The 21,129-nt window shown below is 49.6% G+C and carries 18 protein-coding genes; 9 read left to right on the forward strand and 9 right to left on the reverse strand.

Going from position 1 to position 21,129, the window contains the following annotated elements:
- Nucleotides 1-4: 4 nt before the first annotated feature.
- The gene (pcoA, locus tag LCD46_22845) at nt 5-1,822 is read right to left on the reverse strand and encodes a multicopper oxidase PcoA (protein ID UOY73114.1); all 1,818 of its coding nucleotides are present in this window, start codon (nt 1,820-1,822) and stop codon (nt 5-7) included.
- Nucleotides 1,823-2,056: 234 nt separating this feature from the next.
- Between pcoA and LCD46_22850 the strand changes: the two genes are divergently transcribed.
- Complete coding sequence (locus LCD46_22850) at nt 2,057-2,506, forward strand: copper resistance protein (protein ID UOY73115.1); 450 nt, start codon at nt 2,057-2,059, stop codon at nt 2,504-2,506.
- Between the two features lie 288 nt (nt 2,507-2,794).
- On the forward strand, nt 2,795-3,532 hold the full coding sequence (locus LCD46_22855; GenBank protein ID UOY73116.1) for a peptidoglycan DD-metalloendopeptidase family protein: 738 nt from the start codon (nt 2,795-2,797) through the stop codon (nt 3,530-3,532).
- A gap of 33 nt (nt 3,533-3,565) precedes the next feature.
- Here the strand turns inward: LCD46_22855 and LCD46_22860 are convergent, their stop codons facing one another.
- From LCD46_22860 to silC, 7 genes are all read right to left on the reverse strand, one after another.
- Nucleotides 3,566-3,763, reverse strand: coding sequence for a DUF2933 domain-containing protein (locus tag LCD46_22860; protein ID UOY73117.1), 198 nt, complete (start codon nt 3,761-3,763; stop codon nt 3,566-3,568).
- A gap of 40 nt (nt 3,764-3,803) precedes the next feature.
- Nucleotides 3,804-6,251: an Ag(+)-translocating P-type ATPase SilP gene (silP, locus tag LCD46_22865; protein ID UOY73118.1), complete on the reverse strand. Its 2,448-nt coding sequence runs from the start codon at nt 6,249-6,251 to the stop codon at nt 3,804-3,806.
- Nucleotides 6,252-6,377: 126 nt separating this feature from the next.
- On the reverse strand, nt 6,378-6,818 hold the full coding sequence (locus LCD46_22870; GenBank protein ID UOY73119.1) for a hypothetical protein: 441 nt from the start codon (nt 6,816-6,818) through the stop codon (nt 6,378-6,380).
- An 86-nt stretch (nt 6,819-6,904) separates the two neighbouring features.
- Nucleotides 6,905-10,051 carry a Cu(+)/Ag(+) efflux RND transporter permease subunit SilA gene (gene silA / locus LCD46_22875; protein UOY73120.1) on the reverse strand — a complete coding sequence of 1,049 codons (3,147 nt, stop codon included), beginning with the start codon at nt 10,049-10,051 and terminating at the stop codon, nt 6,905-6,907.
- Between the two features lie 10 nt (nt 10,052-10,061).
- Nucleotides 10,062-11,354 (reverse strand): Cu(+)/Ag(+) efflux RND transporter periplasmic adaptor subunit SilB, encoded by a 1,293-nt coding sequence (gene silB, locus LCD46_22880; GenBank protein UOY73121.1) that lies wholly within the window; start codon nt 11,352-11,354, stop codon nt 10,062-10,064.
- A 113-nt stretch (nt 11,355-11,467) separates the two neighbouring features.
- On the reverse strand, nt 11,468-11,821 hold the full coding sequence (gene cusF / locus LCD46_22885) for a cation efflux system protein CusF (protein ID UOY73122.1): 354 nt from the start codon (nt 11,819-11,821) through the stop codon (nt 11,468-11,470).
- 28 nt (nt 11,822-11,849) lie between these two features.
- Nucleotides 11,850-13,235, reverse strand: coding sequence for a Cu(+)/Ag(+) efflux RND transporter outer membrane channel SilC (gene silC, locus LCD46_22890; GenBank protein ID UOY73123.1), 1,386 nt, complete (start codon nt 13,233-13,235; stop codon nt 11,850-11,852).
- A gap of 189 nt (nt 13,236-13,424) precedes the next feature.
- On the opposite strand from silC, the gene silR reads away from it, so the two are divergent.
- The 4 genes from silR (at nt 13,425) to LCD46_22910 (ending at nt 16,749) form a co-directional block, all read left to right on the forward strand.
- The gene (gene silR, locus LCD46_22895) at nt 13,425-14,105 is read left to right on the forward strand and encodes a copper/silver response regulator transcription factor SilR (protein ID UOY73149.1); all 681 of its coding nucleotides are present in this window, start codon (nt 13,425-13,427) and stop codon (nt 14,103-14,105) included.
- On the forward strand, nt 14,098-15,573 hold the full coding sequence (gene silS / locus LCD46_22900) for a copper/silver sensor histidine kinase SilS (protein ID UOY73124.1): 1,476 nt from the start codon (nt 14,098-14,100) through the stop codon (nt 15,571-15,573). The genes silR and silS overlap by 8 nt, the downstream gene beginning before the upstream one ends.
- 250 nt (nt 15,574-15,823) lie before the next feature.
- Nucleotides 15,824-16,255 carry a silver-binding protein SilE gene (gene silE / locus LCD46_22905; protein UOY73125.1) on the forward strand — a complete coding sequence of 144 codons (432 nt, stop codon included), beginning with the start codon at nt 15,824-15,826 and terminating at the stop codon, nt 16,253-16,255.
- A 143-nt stretch (nt 16,256-16,398) separates the two neighbouring features.
- Nucleotides 16,399-16,749 (forward strand): DUF305 domain-containing protein, encoded by a 351-nt coding sequence (locus LCD46_22910; GenBank protein ID UOY73126.1) that lies wholly within the window; start codon nt 16,399-16,401, stop codon nt 16,747-16,749.
- A 385-nt stretch (nt 16,750-17,134) separates the two neighbouring features.
- Here LCD46_22910 and LCD46_22915 read toward each other — a convergent pair whose 3' ends face one another.
- Nucleotides 17,135-18,043, reverse strand: a complete 909-nt coding sequence (locus LCD46_22915) for an HNH endonuclease (protein UOY73150.1) — start codon at nt 18,041-18,043, stop codon at nt 17,135-17,137.
- Between the two features lie 636 nt (nt 18,044-18,679).
- Here LCD46_22915 and LCD46_22920 point away from each other — a divergent pair.
- The 3 genes from LCD46_22920 (at nt 18,680) to LCD46_22930 (ending at nt 21,112) form a co-directional block, all read left to right on the forward strand.
- Complete coding sequence (locus LCD46_22920; GenBank protein ID UOY73127.1) at nt 18,680-19,654, forward strand: sensor domain-containing diguanylate cyclase; 975 nt, start codon at nt 18,680-18,682, stop codon at nt 19,652-19,654.
- 506 nt (nt 19,655-20,160) lie between these two features.
- The gene (locus LCD46_22925; GenBank protein ID UOY73128.1) at nt 20,161-20,451 is read left to right on the forward strand and encodes a hypothetical protein; all 291 of its coding nucleotides are present in this window, start codon (nt 20,161-20,163) and stop codon (nt 20,449-20,451) included.
- Between the two features lie 130 nt (nt 20,452-20,581).
- Nucleotides 20,582-21,112, forward strand: a complete 531-nt coding sequence (locus tag LCD46_22930; protein UOY73129.1) for a hypothetical protein — start codon at nt 20,582-20,584, stop codon at nt 21,110-21,112.
- Nucleotides 21,113-21,129 lie beyond the last annotated feature (17 nt).

The raw sequence follows: 21,129 nt of genomic DNA on the forward strand, positions 1-21,129 counted from the left end.
CGCATCATTCCTCCACCCGGACTTCACGAAACATTCCCATTTCCATGTGATAGAGCAAATGGCAGTGATACGCCCAGCGGCCAAGCGCATCTGCTGTCACTCTGTAACTGCGTTTTGTACCAGGGGGAACATCTATTGTGTGTTTACGAACCATGAAATTACCGTTTTCATCTTCCAGATCGCTCCACATACCATGCAGGTGAATGGGGTGAGTCATCATGGTATCGTTGATCAGCGTGATCCTGAGCCGCTCACCGTATTTCAGCAGCACCGGTGCGGCATCTGAAAACTTGATTCCGTTAAATGACCAGGCAAACTTTTCCATGTGGCCGGTTAAATGCAGTTCTATGGTACGGCCAGGTTCACGTCCGTCAGGATCCTCAAAGCGGCTTTTCAAATCCGCGTACGTGAGAACCTTTCTTCCGTTATTTCGAAGACCAATACCCGGATCATTTAATTTCGGAGAGACGCTCATCGCCTGCATATCAACCAGTGGGTTATCCGTTTCTGACGCAGGATGACTTTGCATACCCGGCATTCCGGCCATCCGGGAATGATCCATACCGGCCATGCTGCTGTGATCCATGGGCGCGGAGGATGTCCCGCTATCCGGAAGGTCAGCACCGTCCATAGACATCATCTCTCCGCTGTTATCCATGCCTCCCATCTGGCTGTGGTCCATTCCTGCCATATCATGTCCCATTCCCCCCATACCCATATCTTCCATGGTCAACAGAGGACGGGGATCGAGGGGGGGAACGGCAGCACTTAACCCCTCTCTCGTGGCCAGTGTCCCTCGAGCGTAACCGGTCCTGTCCATGGATTGTGCGAAGATGGTATAGGCCTCACCCTGAGGCTCCACAATGACATCATAGGTTTCGGCAACGGCAATCCTGAATTCGTCAACGGTAACCGGGTTTACATACTGGCCATCTGCAGCCACGACCGTCATTTTCAGCCCGGGGATACGGATATCGAAATAGGTCATTGCCGAGCCGTTGATAAACCGTAAGCGTATCTTTTCACCGGGACGGAACAGTCCGGTCCAGTTTTTCAGCGGGGCCTGCCCGTTCATGAGATAGGTGTAGGTGTAGCCACTGACATCCGCGAGGTCAGTCGGATTCATTTTCATTTCAGCCCACATTTTCCGATCGGCAATGGTGGCTGACAGCCCCCTGGTATTCACGTCGCGGAAAAAAGAGCCAACGGTTGGTTTATTGAAATTGTAGTAATCCGACTGTTTTTTTAATTTTTTCAGCAGGCTGTGAGGATTTTCATCGGTCCAGTCAGACAACATGACCACATGCTCACGATCGTAAGCAAACGGTTCTGGCTCCCTGGCATCGATGATAATGGCACCGTATACCCCCTCCTGTTCCTGCAGACCGGAATGGCTGTGGTACCAGTAAGTCCCGTTCTGCTTAACCTTAAAGGTGTAAACGTAGGTATCATCAGGCTCTATGCCCATAAAACTCAGCCCCGGAACACCATCCATATTGGCCGGAAGAATAATGCCGTGCCAGTGAATGGACGTCTGTTCATTAAGACGGTTTTTGACCTTCAGGGTAATGGTGTCACCTTCTTTCCAGCGAAGAACGGGCCCCGGCAGGCCTCCATTGATTGTTTTGGCCTGACGCTCACTGCCCGTGATATTGACGGCCGTTTCACCAATGGTCAGGTCAAACTGAGTACCCTGCAGGGATGCGGCAACTGGCAGGCTCAGACTGGAACGCGCATTGAAACTCCATACGCCAAGACTTCCGGCTACGCCAGAGAGGGTTAACCCCTTCAGGAAAGTTCGTCGAGACGTTTTCAACAGCATGCGCATTCCCTTATTTAAAGTATGGTTACTGACAGAATTCGAGAACCGATTTAAATTAAATTACTGGTTCATCCACTTACAATGAAATGAATCTAGCACACCTTAAGAAACAAATTCATTACAATCGTGTAATGTACATAGCTGTATTACATTTACGTCATCTTCCCCACAGGTTGATTATTTTTATATATGATCATAAGGACATCTTTTATGTACCTCAGAAGGTAATTACACATGAATATATTAATCACGACCACTGCGTTTACAGCTTTATTTTGTGGGGCAGCTTTTGCTCAGTCCAGTGATATTGCCCATGAAGCACATCGATTTGTTAATAATGCCTCAGCCGTCAGTCATGTGAATTCCTCGACGCATGAAAACTTACCGGACAGGGTTAATAAAAACAACACGCCCTCATTCTCTGAAATGAATGAACATGAAAGGGCCATTGTTGCTCATTCATTTATGAACAACAGCGCGTCCTATGCGCATCAGAAAATGATTGAGGAACATAAAAAAATGCTGTCCGGCAGTGATGCAAATTCAAAGACCTCGTCTTCTTCTTTTAACGAACTGAATGCCGGAGAAAAAGCCGCTCTCGTGCATGAGCAGGTCAATAATGCCGGTGCGGAAGCACATCAGACGCAGGCAAGAAAGCTTCGCGGGCTGTATTCGACCAGGTAACTGCAGGCGGGTTAGTGCTTAGCGTCAGGTGCGCAGCAGGGCTTTACTGACGGGTTACGTAGCAGGACATGAGCCCCATATTGCTCTGCCGTAACCTGTTTCAGTCCCGTTAATCATCACCGTCGGGCTGGTCATACAGTTCCCAGAGCTTCCGGAGCAAACGGGAAACAAGATATGTTACAAAAATGACGACCATCAACGGTGCTCCCGATTAACTGACAGATGACACGCCTCCTGAAAACCCCTAGCATACGCCGCAGTGTTCATGCTAACGGCGAATTCCAGTAAATGTATTCTACCGATGTCGTAAAAGAAAATGCCTACCTTTCAGCCACCCGCTCGGGGCTGGAATCGAACGAGATCGCTACTCTTCAGCGCTGCTTGCCTTCCCGGTTTAATCTGCGGCATTTGAAAAAAAATGAATCATTAAAACTCGTACTGCAAAAGAAAGCGGGAAAATCACGTGTCGTGGCCTATAAATTTACGTCCGGTTCATTTAATTACACGGCGTATCGTATATCAGATAAAAAGTTCTATAACCTTTCCGATACTTCCGGGAAAGGCAGTCTCGATTATCCGTTACCGGCCACAGCAAGACTCAGTTCGCCTTTCAATCCTGCAAGACTTAACCCGGTATCGGGAAAAGTGAGTCCCCATAATGGCATTGATTATTCCATGCCCATGAACACGAAAATAGTCAGCGTCATCGACGGAAAAATCACCCGGGCCGAATACAACAGTACCATGGGATATTTTGTTGAAGTAACGGGAAAAGCCGGTGTTAAAACTCGCTATCTCCACCTCAATAAAATACTCGTTACTAAAGGGGCCAGGGTTACCCGGGGAGACGCTATTGCGTTATCCGGTAACAGCGGACGTTCATCCGGTCCTCATCTGCATTACGAGCTGTTCATCAATAACAATCCTGTTAACTCACTGGCGTTCCGGACGGCGGCACCCGCTGATAACAAACTCGAACAGCATGCCTTTGCGCATGCCAGAGACTACGAACGATACCTGGACTGATAACGGGACCGCGACGCGGTCCCGTCTGCCGGATTAATTTTTTTTATCGTTTTCACTTCCGTGATGTTGATGATCTCCATGCCCCCCGTGACCGTGGAAAAGATGCATGAGCGGACAAAGCAGCAGTAACAGATATGGCCAGTAGCCTGCCACATGTGACCAGTGTTCGCGCAGGAGAGCAAATGCCGCAATCGCGGCGACAGCAATAAGCGCATAGGTTGTACTTTTCATACCGGACTCCTTCTGTTCGTAACAGCCCCTTCACTCAGTGTTATTTCCCGAGCCTGACACTTTTCAGACGCAACGCATTTGCAATGACGCTAACGGAGGAAAGGGCCATGGCCGCCGCCGCAATAACTGGCGACAGCAGTATTCCATACACAGGATAAAGCAGACCTGCAGCTACAGGCACCCCAAGAGCATTGTAGATAAACGCAAAAAACAGATTCTGCCGGATATTTTTCATGGTGATCTCTGACAGATGACGGGCCCTGTTGAGTATCATCAAATCGCCTTTGAGAAGGGTAACGCCAGCACTTTCTATTGCCACATCTGTACCCGTTCCCATGGCTATACCCACGTCAGCCGCTGCCAGCGCCGGGGCATCATTCACACCGTCTCCGGCCATCGCAACCACATGGCCAGACTCTTTCAGTCGGGTTATCACTGCTTTTTTGCCATCCGGCAGAATCCCGGCTTCAACCTCATCTATTCCCAGTTTCCGTGCGACTGCTTCAGCAGTAAGCTGGTTATCCCCGGTGAGCATAACAATGCGGATCCCCGCCTGACGCAAAGCTTTAAGCGCATCCGGCGTGGTTGCTTTCACGGGATCCGAGATAGCTATCAGGCCTGCAAGGTTCCCGTCTGTGGCCACATAGATAACGGTAGCGCCTTCCATCCGCAACGTATCCGCAACGGCCTTTTGATTATCAATAACGATACTGTTTTCCTGCATAGCCAGTTCATTACCAATAACAACCCGTTGACCTTCGACATCGCCTGAGACACCTTTCCCCGACGGGGCATTGAAATTACTGACGGCAGGTATCACGATCCCCTTTTCATGCGCGGCTCTGACAACAGCCATACCCAACGGATGCTGCGAACCTTTTTCCACTGCAGCTGTTACACGTAAAAGAGATATTTCCCCACCCGGACTGAGACTGATAATCCCTGTCACCGTAGGCGAACCTTCCGTGAGCGTGCCTGTTTTGTCGACAACCAGCGTGTCCACTTTTTCAAGACGCTCAAGGGCTTCGGCATTCTTGATTAACACCCCGGCCTGGGCGCCTTTGCCCACCCCCACCATTATCGACATCGGCGTGGCCAGTCCCAGCGCGCAGGGACAGGCAATAATCAGGACCGACACAGCCGCAATGAGACCGTGCGCCATCCTGGGCTCGGGCCCCCAGACAGACCAGATCAAGAAAGCAACAACCGCGATAAGTATCACCAGAGGAACAAACCAGCCTGAAACGCTGTCTGCCATTCTCTGGATGGGGGCACGCGAACGCTGTGCATCAGCGACCATCTGAACAATTCGTGAGAGCATCGTTTCATCACCGACTTTCTCTGCACGGATGATAAGACTACCTGTCTGATTAATCGTCCCCCCAATGACAGGGTCACCCTTCGTTTTGGTAACCGGCATAGACTCCCCGGTCACCATCGATTCATCCACAGTTGTTTTGCCTTCGATCACGATACCGTCGACCGGAATACTCTCTCCAGGTCTGATGCGGAGCTTATCGCCAGGCAGGACATCTTCCGCATTAATATCCGTTTCATGACCGTCATGATCCAGCCGTCTGGCGGTTTTGGGGGCAAGGTTCAGAAGCGCAGTAATGGCGCCTGAGGTTTGTTCCCGTGCCCGCAGCTCAAGAACCTGTCCCAGCAGAACAAGCACCGTAATAACTGCTGCGGCTTCAAAATAAACGGCCACCAGGCCATCCATGTTTCTGAACGATGCAGGAAACCAGGAGGGGAAGACGGTTGCAATGACGCTGTAAACCCAGGCTACGCCGGTCCCCATTGCAACAAGGGTAAACATATTCAGGGAGCGGTTACGTAACGACATTCCGGCCCGGGCGAAGAATGGCCAGCCACACCACAACACGACAGGGGAGGCCAGAAGCAACTGCAGCCATGTGTTGTACTGTGGCGGTACTGTATTCCTCAAGTCGGGAAACAGATGAGATCCCATTTCGAGTACCAGAACCGGAAACGCCAGCAACAACCCCAGCCAGAAGCGTCTTGTCATGTCGTGAAGTTCATCACTCGGCCCCGTGGATGCCGTGGCTACGAGCGGCTCCAGTGCCATTCCACAGACAGGACAGCTTCCGGGACCACTGCGGCGTATCTCCGGGTGCATCGGACATGTCCACACACCTTCAGAATTCTCTTTTTCCGCCTGGTTGTGAGGCTGTTTTATCTGATCAGGGCTGACTTCGTGATGATCGTGGTGATGGTGATGGGAATGTTCACTGGCATCTTCGGTAAAATAATGATCGGAATGGGCTTTAAATTTGCTCTCACAGCTGGCGGAGCAGAAATAAAGCTGATGGTCCTGGTATCGAATGCTGCTGTGCGCCTTGTCAGGCAGGATGACCATCCCGCACACGGGATCTCTCACCTTATGCAATACGTGGCCCTCGTCCGGGGATAATGTCTGCTCAGAAGCAGTCTGGTTGTTGTGTTGCACTGCATTGTCATTTTTCACAGTAACTCTCCTTATGCATACCGAAGCATCTTCTGTCTTCAGGGTATGTCATGGATGCGATTACCACGAATATCGCCGGCACAGGAGTGCCTGCTACCGGCGTCCCGTTATCAGCCGTTCCGCTGACTATTCGATTCGCTGGAAGACTTTTTTACTTCCATCCGGTGAGAATGCGATAACATCGTAAGCCTCTTTTCGGGCTCCCATCTCCATTCCAGGACTTCCTGCTGGCATACCGGGGGTGGCGAGACCGTATATACCCGAACCAGACTGCATTGCCTTATGTATCGTTGTCGCAGGCACATGGCCTTCAATGATCAAATTACCGGCAACCGCGGTATGACAACTTCGTAGTCCTGCAGGAACAGCATGCTTTTCTTTCAGGGCTGACAGCGCCTGATCATTCATGACGTGAGTTCGTACTTCGAACCCGTCTTTTTCCATCGCTTTGCCCCACAGGGAACAACAGCCACAGTTTTCAGATTTGTACATATCAATCACTTTTTCACTCGCCATCGCGGGTAGTGAAAGGCCGAGAGCCAGCGCCATTAGAACCACTTTTTTCATACTCACCTCTGTATATTATCGATATAAACCCTGACGTCAGGGTGAATCAGTAAAGAAGGACACCCACAGGGGGTGCCCTTTCAGGTTCAGGACACGCTTTTTTTATGTCTGCGCAGCCAGATTAATTTGTAGGCGGCAGGAATAATGAACAGGGACAGCAGCGGAGCCGTGATCATCCCACCAATCATGGGTGCCGCAATACGGCTCATGACTTCTGAACCTGCGCCGGTTCCCCAGAGTATTGGCAGCAGACCCGCAATGATCACCGCCACGGTCATGGCTTTCGGCCGGACACGCAGTACGGCACCATGATAGAGGGCTTCATCAAGACCTTCCGGTGTGAACGTCTCTTTACGGGACAATTCCGGGTGCGCTTCAATGGCATGACGCAGATACATCAGCATGACCACGCCAAACTCTGCTGCCACCCCGGCCAGGGCGATAAACCCGGTTCCGGTCGCCACTGACATATGGAAGCCCTGCCAGTACAGGAACCATATTCCGCCAACCAGGGCGAACGGCAGGCTCATCAGGATCAGCAGGGCTTCGTCAACCCGGCGGAATGCCAGATACAACAGGATGAAAATGATCATCACCGTCATCGGCACCATCAGCTTCAGTTTCTTGTTGGCATGCTCAAGCAGTTCAAACTGTCCGGAGAATGCCACACTGGTTCCCGGTCTCAGTTTCACTTTCTCGCTGATGGCCGTCTTAATGTCGTTAACCACCGACACCATGTCCCTGCCGCGGGCATCAACATAAATCCAGCTGGCTGGCCGGGCATTTTCGGTTTTCAGCATGGTTGGTCCAGAAACGACGTTAATATCCGCGACATCGCCCAGCGTGATCTGCTGCTTCATCGGGGTCAGGATCGGCATCTGTTTCAGCGCCTGCGGACTGTTCCGGTAATCCTGCGGGTAGCGAATGTTAATAGGGTACCGGGCCACCCCTTCAACCGTCTCACCCACCATAGCACCTCCGATTGCTGAAGAGACGAACAGCTGGACATCACCTACCGTCATCCCGTAGCGGGAGGCTTTCTCCCGGTTGATATCGATATCGATGTAGCGCCCGCCCTCAAGTCGCTCAGCCAGGACAGACACCACGCCAGGCACGGTTTTGGCTACCGCCTCGATACTCTGCGCCGTCGCGTCGATATCGGACAGAACAGTCCCGGACACTTTGATACCTATCGGGCTTTTGATCCCGGTTGAGAGCATATCAATACGGTTACGGATAGGCGGCACCCAGAGGTTTGCCAGACCCGGTAAACGGACTGTCCTGTCGAGTTCATCAATAATCTTGTCAATTGTCATGCCGGGACGCCACTGATCCTCAGGTTTGAGCTGGATCGTGGTTTCCACCATTTCGAGCGGCGCGGAATCCGTTGCGGTCTCTGCTTTACCGGTCTTGCCAAATACAGAAGCCACTTCAGGAACGCTTTTGATTAACTTGTCTGTTGTCTGCAGGAGCGCTGCAGCTTCTGCCGGAGAGACGCCAGGCAAGGTCGACGGCATATACAGCAGATCGCCCTCGTTAATCTTCGGCAGAAATTCACCGCCCACCTGACTCAGTGGCCAGATAACCGTGAAAATGGACAAGGCCGCAACCAGCAGGGTTGTTTTTGGCCAGTGGAGGACCCGCAGCAGCAAAGGATGATACGCTTTGATCAGCACCCGGTTCAGGGGGTTACTTGTCTCGGCAGGAATTTTCCCCCGGATCCAGAATCCCATCAGAATAGGAATGACGATGATGGCCAGTGCGGCCGCTCCCGCCATGGAGTACGTTTTCGTGAATGCCAGCGGGCCAAACAGACGACCTTCCTGCCCTTCCAGGGTAAAGATAGGAATAAAGGACAGGGTGATGATCAGCAAGCTAATGAACAACGCGGGTCCCACTTCCACGGAGGCGTCGGTAATCACCTTCCAGCGGGTGGCGTTGTCAATCTGCTCACCCGGATGCTGATGATCCCACTCCTCAAGCCGTTTGTGCGCATTTTCAATCATCACAATGGCGGCATCCACCATCGCACCGACGGCAATCGCTATCCCTCCCAGCGACATGATATTGGCGTTCAGTCCCTGGAAGTGCATGACGATAAAGGCGATACACAGGCCAAGCGGCAGAGAGATAATCGCCACCAGGGCAGAACGTACGTGCCACAGGAACAGAGCACAGACGATGGCCACCACGATAAACTCTTCCAGAAGTTTGGAACTGAGGTTATCAATCGCCCGGTCGATTAACTGGCTGCGATCGTAGGTGGTCACGATTTCAACGCCTTCCGGCAGGCTGGCCTTCAGCGTCTCCAGTTTATCCCTCACTGCCGTGATAACGTCGCGCGCATTTTTACCCGACCGCAGGATCACCACGCCGCCAGCGACTTCTCCCTGGCCGTTCAGCTCGGCAATACCACGCCTCATTTCGGGCCCGGTCTGCACGCGGGCAACATCCCGCAGATAAACCGGCACGCCGTTCTCACCTGTTTTCAGGACGATGTTATTAAAATCATCAATGCTCTGAAGATAACCGCTGGCACGGACCATATACTCCGCTTCGGCCATTTCAACGGATGAGCCACCGGCCTCCTGGTTAGACGATTCAAGTGCCTGTTTCACTTCGGGCAGGCTGATACCGTACTGGGACAGTTTTACCGGATTGACCTGAATCTGGTACTGTTTCACCACGCCGCCAACCGAAGCGACCTCAGCCACGTTCGGGATGGTTTTCAGCTCAAATTTCAGGAACCAGTCCTGCAGAGAGCGCAGTTCTGAAAGGTCGTGTTTTCCGTTGCGATCGACAAGGGCATATTCAAATATCCAGCCCACTCCCGTGGCGTCCGGGCCGATTTCAGAGCTCACACCCGCAGGCAGTTTGCCCTGAACCTGATTCAGGTATTCCAGCACGCGCGAACGGGCCCAGTACAGATCGGTGCCGTCTTCAAAAATGACATACACATACGAATCACCGAACTGTGAAAAGCCACGCACGGTTTTTGCGCCAGGTACGGACAGCATGGTGGTGGTAAGCGGATAGGTGACCTGGTTTTCTACAATCTGCGGGGCCTGTCCGGGATAGCTGGTTTTAATAATGACCTGCACATCTGACAGGTCAGGCAGCGCATCGACCGGCGTGTTAATTATCGTCCATGTGCCCCAGATGCTGAGAAACAGTGCGCCCATCATGACCAGGAAACGGTTGGCGACAGAGCGCCGGATAATCCATTCAATCATCGTCGTCTCCTCAGTGCCCTGAATGCATATTTACAGGCTGCTCAGACATTGCTGGCATACTGTTTTCTGTTTTTTCAGGGTGGCGCATACGTTCCAGCGCGCCCGTAATATTGGCTTCGGAGTCAATGAGGAACAGGCCACTGACCACCACGGTATCGCCTTCATTCAGGCCGGAGCCAATGCCGGACTGTTGCTGTGATTCATGCAGAACGTGGATCTGTTTCGGCACAAACTTGCCTTCATCATCAACAGTAATCACGCGCTGTTCTTTGCCGGTATCGATAACGGCCTGGCTTGGTATCAGCAGCATCTCCTGGCTCTTGGTATTCAGTTTCAGATAGGCATTCATGCCCGGCTTGAGAAACTCATCCTTATTAGAAACCTGGAGACGGACCTGAAGCGTACGGGTTGTCTGATCCACGCTGGGAAGAATGTTCCATTTTTCGACATGGAATGTTTTATCCGGATAAGCCGGTACCGAAATTTCAAACTGCGACGTATCTTTCAGCAGATAGGCGATAGATTCTGGCACTGCAGCGCTGATCCAGACCGGGTCCATCCCCTGAATCTGAGCCACTACTTTATCTTTCGAAATATTCATTCCGGTGCGCAGGTCAAACGCAGTAATGACACCATCAATAGGTGCTTTAATGGTAAAACGGGTCTGGATTGTGCGGGTTGAACGCAGCCTTTGAATATCCTCTTCCGGCATACCAGCCAGACGAAGTCGCTCCAGAACCCCTTTTATCTGGGTTGACGTACCGCCTGTACCGGATAACAGCAGGAACTCACTTTGTGCCTCAACCCATTCAGGAATGGTGATATCGATAAGCGGAGTGCCTTTCTTCACATGATCGCCAATCGTCAGGGGATACACTTTTTCGACGAAACCGTCAGAACGCGCCTGCACAATGACAAACTGATACTCGTTGTAACTGACATTAGCCGGGATTGTCTGGGAATAATTCAGCATTCCTCGCGTAACTTTTTGCGTTTTTAATCCCAGATTCTGAACCTGGGTTGGATCGATACGGATCCCGCCACTGCTTTTATCGCCACTTTCATCAGCATATTTCGGCACCAGGTCCATATCCATAAAGGGAGATTTTCCGGGTTTATCAAATTTGGTATCCGGTTTCATCGGGTCATACCAGAAAAGTACCTTTCGCTCCGGTGCCTTTTGTTCGGTTTGTACTGTTTTTTGTGATGAGTTTACATACTGCCAGGCAGTAACCGATATCAGCCCCCCTGCTATGAGGCTGCTGATAATTATTGCAGCATATTTTATCTTTAAAGAAGCCATACAATTTCTCGCTGAAAAATCAAAACACCTGGCATATGCGCCCGATCATTCATTCACAGTAATCCCTTAATGAATGTTCAGGCGCACTGGATGTATTCGCTCCGGACTGATAATCAGGATTGCGTAACGTTAATGCTTTTGAGTAAGGAGATATTGCCCTGCTGAATAAACGAGAAATCGACATGGTTGCCGGTTTTCAGGGCATTGATAGCGTCGTCTGCATTAACAAAAGTGAAGCGCATGGTCATTGCAGGCCAGCCCACAGCAGGGATTGCTTCGTGCGAAATGGTAATCTTTTTACTATTCATATCAATGTCTTTAACGACACCGGTGCCCTTGATAACCTGCTGTACCGAAGCATCACTGGCAGCATTCATATCGCCATGCTGATGTGTTTCAGCATGAAGACCGGCAGAAAACATGACAGAGAAGGCACCAAATAAAACGGCTTTAAGTGAATTACGCATTTTTAATTTCCTGATTAATTAAATAAATTTACTCTACCCAACCGCCACCCAGCGCGGTAAACAGATTAATTTCGTTAACCTGTCGGGAATAGGTAAGATCGAGAATGGTTTGCTGCGTAGCGAAGAGGGAACGTTCTGCATCCAGCACTTCGATGTAACTGACAGCACCACTTGCATATAATCCTCTGGCACGCTGGAGAGTTATCTGAAGTGAATCAAGATAACGCTGCTGTGACTCAAGTTGCTGGCTAAGGCTGTCGCGCAGCGCAAGCGTGTCGGAAACATCCTTAAAGGCTGACTGAATTTTTTGTTCGTAATTAACCACCGATTGTTGCTGGCGAATTTCAGCCAGCTTCAGATTGGCTTTATTCCTGCCAGCATTAAAAATAGGAATTTCAATTTTAGGGATAAAATTCCACATTCCACTTCCTGACGTAAACAGGCTTGACAGCTCCGTACTGCTTGCGGAAAGACCACTGGTCAGGGTAATGGAGGGGAAAAAGGCCGCTCGCGCTGCGCCAATATTGGCATCAGCCGCTTTCAGCTGATATTCCGCTTCCATAATATCCGGTCGCTGCAGCAAAATTTGTGAAGATAGATTTGGTGGCAATTTTACTGGTGCGATCTCCCCGCCTTTCATCCCTTTTTCTGACGGAAGTGCGCGGTACGTTCCCAGCACCAGTTGCAGGGCATTGTTTGCCTGAGCCAGATCGCCTTCTCGTTTGGCTATTTCGGCGCGGGTACTTTCGATTTGTCCTCTCGCCTGTTCAAGTGCCAGAACGTTCGTACTCCCGGTCACGAGCTGTTGCTCAACGAAAGCATAGGACTGTTCATAATTTTTCAGCGTTTCCCGCGCAATACGGAGTTGTTCGTACGCCAGTTGCTGGCTGAAATAGCTCTGTGAAACGTTGGAGACCAGCAGGATGTGTACGGCACGACGGGCTTCTTCGCTGGCAAAGTAGTTCTGGCGATCAGCCTCACTCATGTTCTTAAGTTTGCCAAAAAAATCGAGCTCATAGCTGAGCTCCAGACCCGCGTCGTACTCCTGTGTGGTCGGCTTGTCACCTTTCAGACCACCGTTGTATGTGATCCCGGATGAGGCATTCAGTTGGGGATAACGATCTGCATCCGTGACGTTGAACTGGGCCCGGGCCTCTTCAACCTTCAGGGCAGCCATTCTCAAATCACGGTTATTATTCAGGGCTTCACCGATCAGCCTGCTGACCTGGGGATCGACAAAAAAGTTTCGCCAGCCCGTATCCTGATAGCTGTTTACCGCAGGCGTCAGACTGTTTTTAGACAATGAAAACTGCTGGGGAACCGGAGCTGGCGGACGCTGATATTCAGGTGCCAGAGAAACACAACCAGCCAGGATGAATATGGTACTGATGCTGAGTAATTTTAATTTGAACATAACGCTTCTCGTACAGGCAGACCTGGTAAATGGTTCAAACGAAGTCCAGAGTATTGATAGGGATACTTTACCGAACGCTCTCTGTTTGCCGGGTGACAGGATAATGACAATGTTGTCATTTTTGCTGTAATCCGTTGATAACGATCGTGGGCGCAATAAAATGACATTAGCAGCCAGCCGGGGAGCATGATGAAAATATTAATCGTTGAAGACGAAATTAAAACAGGTGAATATCTCAGCAAGGGGCTGACAGAGGCGGGGTTCGTCGTGGATCACGCTGATAATGGTCTGACCGGATATCATCTTGCCATGACAGCCGAGTATGATTTAGTCATCCTGGATATCATGCTGCCTGATGTAAACGGCTGGGATATCATCCGTATGCTGCGCAGTGCCGGAAAGGGGATGCCGGTATTACTGCTGACGGCCCTTGGCACGATTGAACACAGGGTCAAAGGACTTGAGCTGGGTGCGGACGATTATCTGGTGAAGCCCTTTGCGTTTGCTGAACTGCTCGCCCGGGTAAGAACCCTCCTCAGGCGGGGAAACACGATGATCACGGAAAGCCAGCTTAAAGTGGCTGACCTCTCGGTTGATCTCGTATCCAGAAAAGTCAGCCGCGCCGGGAACCGCATTGTGCTCACCAGTAAAGAGTTCAGCTTGCTGGAATTCTTCATTCGCCATCAGGGAGAAGTTCTTCCCCGCTCCCTGATTGCCTCTCAGGTCTGGGACATGAATTTTGACAGCGACACTAACGCGATTGATGTCGCAGTAAAGCGACTCCGCGCTAAAATAGACAACGATTACGGGACAAAACTGATCCAGACAGTGCGGGGCGTGGGCTACATGCTGGAGATCCCGGATGCATAGCAAACCGTCCAGACGACCTTTCTCACTCGCTCTGCGGCTGACCTTTTTTATCAGCCTGTCCACAATACTGGCGTTTATCGCCTTCACCTGGTTTATGCTGCATTCTGTTGAAAAGCATTTTGCCGAGCAGGATGTCAGCGATCTGCAACAAATCAGCACCACACTGAGCCGTATACTCCAGTCCCCGGCAGATCCGGATGAAAAAAAAGTAAGCAAAATAAAGGAATCAATTGCCAGCTACCGCAACGTTGCCCTTTTGCTCCTCAATCCCAGGGGTGAAGTGCTCTTGAGCTCAGCTCAGGGGGCGGCACTACGCCCGGCAGTGAATTCAGCAGATTTTAGCGAGCACAGCCGCGCACGGGATGTCTTTCTCTGGACGGTGGAGGATCCTGCGGGACCGATGGATACCGGGTCCGGAATGAAGATGGAAACATACCGGATTATCGCCTCCTCTGGCCAGGCGATATTTCAGGGCAAACAGCAGAACTATGTCATGCTGACTGGCCTCTCCATTAATTTCCATCTCCATTACCTTGATGCGCTGAAAAAAAATCTGATTGCAATCGCTGTTGTGATAAGCCTGCTGATTGTTCTGATCATTCGCATCGCTGTCCGTCAGGGGCATCTGCCCCTTCGTAATGTCAGCAATGCCATTAAAAGCATCACCTCCGAGAATCTTGATGCGCGGCTGGAACCGACACGGGTTCCCATTGAGCTGGAGCAACTGGTTATCTCGTTCAATCATATGATTGGAAAGATTGAGGATGTCTTTACCCGCCAGGCCAATTTCTCTGCCGATATCGCGCACGAGATCAGAACGCCCATCACCAATCTGGTGACACAGACTGAAATCGCGCTGAGTCAGGATCGAACCCAGAAGGAACTTGAGGATGTCCTCTACTCCAGCCTGGAAGAGTATAACCGGATGACCAAAATGGTCAGCGACATGCTGTTCCTGGCGCAGGCAGACAATAATCAGCTGATACCTGACAGGGTCATGTTTGACCTCAGAGCGGAAGTCATGAAAGTCTTCGAGTTTTTCGAAGCCTGGGCCGAAGAACGCAATATCACGCTCAAATTTGACGGGATGCCCTGCCTGGTTGAGGGAGATCCACAAATGTTCAGAAGGGCGATCAATAATCTGTTATCCAATGCCCTGCGTTATACCCCGGAGGGACAGGCAATCACCGTCTCAATAAGAGAGCAGGAGAGCTTTTTTGACCTTGTGATTGAAAATCCGGGGAAACCGATCCCTGAAGAACATTTATCAAGGCTGTTTGACCGTTTTTATCGGGTGGATCCATCCAGACAACGAAAAGGAGAAGGCAGCGGCATCGGCCTTGCGATTGTGAAGTCAATCGTGGAAGCACATCACGGAAGAGTGCAGGTGGAATCAGACGTACGCTCCACGCGTTTTATCTTATCCGTGCCCAGACTGGAGAAAATGATCCCGGAAACCCAATGCTGAAAATAAAGATGTAAATGACAAAGATGTCATTAGCCTGTCATGCAGCAAACAGAAGCCATTCGATATAATTAGTGCAACTTATCAGGAAGGCTGGATTGCTTCATCAATACCCGGCGTCAGAGTACGCCAGGAAATGAATATCCAGCCCTCTTCCGGAGAAATAAACGCTGCCGAACTTGTTTCAGTTATGGAACTGAAAACACCGGTTGTACTTCCCCGGACATCACTAATTCAGAAATGGAGAGTTATCATGAAAAATATCGTATTAGCATCCTTGCTGGGCTTTGGTTTAATTTCATCGGCCTGGGCCACTGAAACCGTGAATATCCATGATCGCGTCAACAATGCACAGGCTCCTGCTCACCAGATGCAGTCTGCTGCGGCTCCTGTCGGGATCCAGGGGACTGCTCCTCGTATGACCGGTATGGACCAGCATGAACAGGCCATTATTGCTCATGAAACCATGACGAACGGCTCGGCGGATGCGCACCAGAAAATGGTGGAAAGTCATCAGAAGATGATGGGAAATAACACGGTATCCACGACCGTCCCGTCAACGTCTTACGCGGCGATGAATGAGCATGAAAGAGCAGCGGTTGCCCATGAATTCATGAATAACGGGCAATCCGGCCCACATCAGGCCATGGCCGAAGCGCACCGCCGCATGATCAATGCAGGCTGAATGCGACGGTAGTATCCGTGCTGTTACCTTTTCCCTGATAGATTTTCCTGAAACAACGTTGCTACATTTTTGCCCCCCGTCAGGGGGCTTTTTTGTCTGACTCAGCTACACTTAACCGGTACCTGTCTGAAAGGAATTATTATATGAAAATCAAAAACACCCTTTTTGTAATATTAATGTTATCCCTGCCAGCCATTTCTGCTGAACATTCGGAAATGAAAATGTCAGATATGCACTCATCGGCATCATCACAGGAATATATGGCTGGCATGAAAAATATGCATGAAAAAATGATGGCCGCCGTTAATGAATCCAATCCCGATAAGGCCTTTGCAAAAGGTATGATCGCACACCATGAAGGGGCAATCGCAATGGCTGAGACCGAGCTCAAATACGGAAAAGATCCGGAAATGAGAAAGCTCGCGCAGGACATCATTAAAGCTCAAAAAGGTGAAATTGAGCAGATGAATAAATGGCTTGACAGTCATAAATAATGAACACTGGAGTGTTGTCTTGCGCACCCTCTTAGGGTACCCTCGGACACGAAAACATATAGTACTTAACTAATTAAAAACCCGAATAATTTCGGGTTTTTAATGTAACTTTCTTTTCTGAACGGAAATAATAGTCATACAATTTAATTTTTTTGTAATTATTCCTACTTTTGATCAGGTACTGGACGATGGATAACGACTCCCGCCTGAGAGGGAAAATCCGTCTGGTTACCTGGCGCTATACTTAACCGATTGATCGACATGCCATGCTGGTAAAATATTAAAATCCTCCCCCATAAATCTGAACCACATGACAGGATTGATAGTCAGGCAGTATTTCACATTCATTGCTAAAAATAAAAATAAGCATGCATCTTCTCGAAGATTAATTACCTTCCATCTTGTAAAAAAGAATCAAATCCTCTAATAATATCTCGATTCCCGCTTTTTTTAATACATCTTTCCGCTCGGCATATATTTTCCTCAACATATCTTCAAACCCCTTGCCAAGATGAATTTGTTTATGGCAGTTGCAACATAGTGATATGATATTCTCTTCCACATCCAGTGAATTCTCAAAATAGTCTTGCTTTGACATCGGGACAATGTGATGAGGTTCTGTGTAATTTAGGGGAGAGTTTCGCCTTCTGAACGTTGGATGGTCGCAATTAATTTCACATTTATAATCAGCTTTGTTAAGCGCATTTTTTGAAACAGATTTACTTCTTGGGTATGAGAGTCCATTTTTGACTTCTATTGCAGCTTTCTTAGGTTTCGCTTTTTCGCTATACTCAAATGTCTGAGTAACGTCAAAGTGATTACTTTCTTCTAGAGCAGTGATCAAATCATTATCTGAGTAAAAATCAATGCTTGAGCTTTCGTTCGTACTAAAAAAATCTAGTTCTTTTATTGCCTGAACAAGTTCTTCACGGATAGTCCATAAATTTCGCTTTGGGTTTCCTTTAATTTCTCTACTTTTCATGACTGTAATGAATTTTGTCCCGGAAGCAATCTTTCCGACTCCTTTAACCTCGAATCGGCCAAGCTGCTTCTGAACTCTTCCACCCAACCCATTGATTACACCATTAGCACTCATACTGTGCAGGTCGTACTTCTTGCCGATATCGAAACATGTACAGGAATGGTCTGGCTCAATGAACCATTTTTTTAACGCTGCAATACTTTTGTCATCAAAAACTTTTTTATCCCTTAATAAAATCTTCCATTCTTCAACGCTAATATCTATATCACAGACGTATTCACCATCAATTACTTCACATATTTTTTCAATCATGTCCATAACTCTCTTGTAACACAGGCTTTGTAATAATGTAAAATCCGTTACACGGCGTTGTATGTAATGTCATTGTCTCTTGGACTCCTACAGTCCAAAACAACTTTGTGTTTTGTTGTCCAAAAACTTTTTGTTGCCGTGAGTTCTCACTGAGATAAATCCCGCCTTGAGCGTATCACATCAGCAGACTTCCTCTCAACCTTATGGACTTAACCCGGTCATTCTTCACGACAAAGAAAGTACGGCATTTTACATGACGAAGAGACGGTCTCAGCTTCACATGACCGGATAACATTTTTAATGTACTTCATTATTACGGCACGGGTGTTCAACGAGTATTTTTAAATATTAATCATTTTGTTTAACGGGTGGATACCTACAAATTTTAACATTTACTAATCAAGATAGCAGTTATACGTACTTTCCCGGCAAAAATCCTGAGGTTTACAGATTCCCTCACCGTAACAGACCCGGTCATTCCCCTGGTCCTCCGGAGAGTCTAGTACGAGTGATAAACGTGAATTCCTGTACCTGAAGTTCAGCCGCTGGCAGATAAGTCGTGAACTATAATTACACTCAGTCAGATCCAAACACCTTTTCATCTGCATATATACTTTGTACATACCAGGAGATTACATGCAGGCACCCGGTATACCGGAGAATGAAGAACAGAGGCTGAAGTCCCTGTATATTACCGGCCTTCTTGATACCCGTGACGATGAGCGTTTTGAACGCCTGACGCGGCTGGCCCGCAAAGCCTTTCAGGTCCCGGTGGCCCTGATAAGCCTGCTGGATCGCGAGCGCCAGTGGCTCCTCGCCTGCCAGGGCGTCGGCGTGCGCGAAACTCCACGTGATATTTCGTTCTGCGGGCACGCCATTCTGCAGGAAGGGCCTTTTATCATTCACGATGCGGCTGCCGATGCGCGATTTCACGATAATCCCCTGGTTACCGGTGAGCCACACATCCGGTTCTACGCCGGCCAGCCGGTGAGCCTGCCGGACGGCACGGTGGCCGGCACGCTGTGCCTGATCCACACCGTTCCCCGCGCCTTCACGGATGAGGACATTGCGTCCCTCCGGGACCTGGCCTGTATCGTGGAGGACGAATTCGAGGCCATCAGCATGGCCATGACGGACAGCCTGACGGGCATTCCCAACCGGCGCGGGTTTTACCGCGCCGGCGAAAAACTCTTCCGCGCAATGAACCGGCAGGATGCGTCGTTCAGCCTCATCTATTTCGATCTGGACAGGTTCAAACCGGTTAACGATCTCTGGGGACACGCGGAAGGTGACGAGGTGCTGAAGATCTTTGCCGGCTTTTTACATCAGCACCTTGAACCGGGTGAAATAGCAGGCCGCCTCGGCGGGGATGAGTTTGCCGCCCTGATCCGGCGAAACGCTAACACTCAGTCTTATCTGCACGCGCTGAGTGCCAGTCTCGATCATTACAATGACACCTCGGGCAAGCCCTACAACATCAATTATTCCTTTGGCGAACTGATCAATAACGCAGACCATTATACGACGCTGGCGGAGATGATCGGTAAATGTGACGAAGTGATGTACCTGAAGAAAAAAAGAAAGACCCTGTCGCGGAAAACAGAACCGTGACGTTCTCCTTCCCGGCTGATCCCCTGACCCGGGGTTCAGCCGGACGGCATGAACAATATATTTAACCGCAGGACGCATAAAGTCATTTATATTTGCTCATGGTGCAATAGTCCACTCATCGCAACAATTACTCGTTTTTTGTGTCCATGCTGCAATAATTCCTCTTCTCCACTTCTGAGATCCGAAAAAAGGTAGTTCCGGATCACGGCGATTTTCTGCGCTGATTTGTGAAACGAAAATTAAAAATGTGCTACACTTTAAGTAGTTAGATAACTTTCACCCTCTCCGCATCAGACCGACCTGACGAGTAAATCCTGTTAATCTGTTCATCATCGCTTCCGAAAACTTTGCTATTATGAATTTTTCGGAAGTCAAAAAGAGTGAGATCCGGTAATTGCGGGCGGTGACTGTTATTCTGCTAATCAATGCAGGCGGGCAACGGAATGTTCTGCTGGCGATGATAAATAAATAGAACTAATAGATATTAAATAATAAGGAAGTTGATTATGAATATGAAAATTACACTGAGTGTTTTATTTGAGGCTCTCATAATCCTTGGGCATGACAGAGTCTGGATGGAAGAATCGGAGTTTGAGCACATATACGGATACGGCTGCTACCTTGAGATACACACTTGGGACGATCGCACAGTTGCCTGGTGGGATGATGCTGATGACACATGGTATCTGTCCACAGAAGTCGATGTGATAACTCCTTTCCTTGGCCCTCTCCCAAAGAAAGAAGGAGAGCTCTCCGAGGAAAAATGCTTCCAGTTAATGACTCTTGGTCGCTACTGATAGCCGACAGCAGCATTTAATGAGTGGTCGGCTGGACACCCTCTGGCGGCCACATGTCACTCGATAGTGTAGTCCGGCGGGATTTCTCCCTGAAGATGATCCAGACATTAACGTAAAGGATACAGGAACGATGTGTAAACTGACCGGTTTTATAATGGGGCTGACGATCCTGCTGGGTGTGACTGCACGGGATGCAGGGGCGGCAACGCTCAGTGAAATGCGGATGGTTAATGCCAGTCAGAAACCCGGGATGGTGATTATCTGCAGCCGGACCTCGGAGATTCCGCAGAAAGGTGAATCCCCCGTTCGTATAGAAAGTCTCCTCAGGGGCGTGGTACTGCAGAACGACGGTGATCGCATGATGTTTGACGTGACCTATACACAGCGAAACGCTGAAGAGAGTATTCCTTTTCGTACGGAAAAATACCAGCTGACCACTGAGCTGGAAGCCACCCGCCAGAAAATGGCCATCGATCCTGAGACGATAGAACTATCGCTTCCGCGTGCCCGCGGTCTTGAAGAAACTTTTCTCTCGGGGATGAAAGCAAGCCCGGTTTCGTTTGAAGATTACACCAATTATCGTGTCAAATCTGCTACCGAGTATCTGATCCTGCCGGGTCCGGCATCCCCGGATGCACCGGTGATGCACTGCACACTCTAATGACAATGGTGACATAA

It is taken from the genome of Enterobacter ludwigii, assembly GCA_023023105.1.
Taxonomy (GTDB): domain Bacteria; phylum Pseudomonadota; class Gammaproteobacteria; order Enterobacterales; family Enterobacteriaceae; genus Enterobacter; species Enterobacter adelaidei.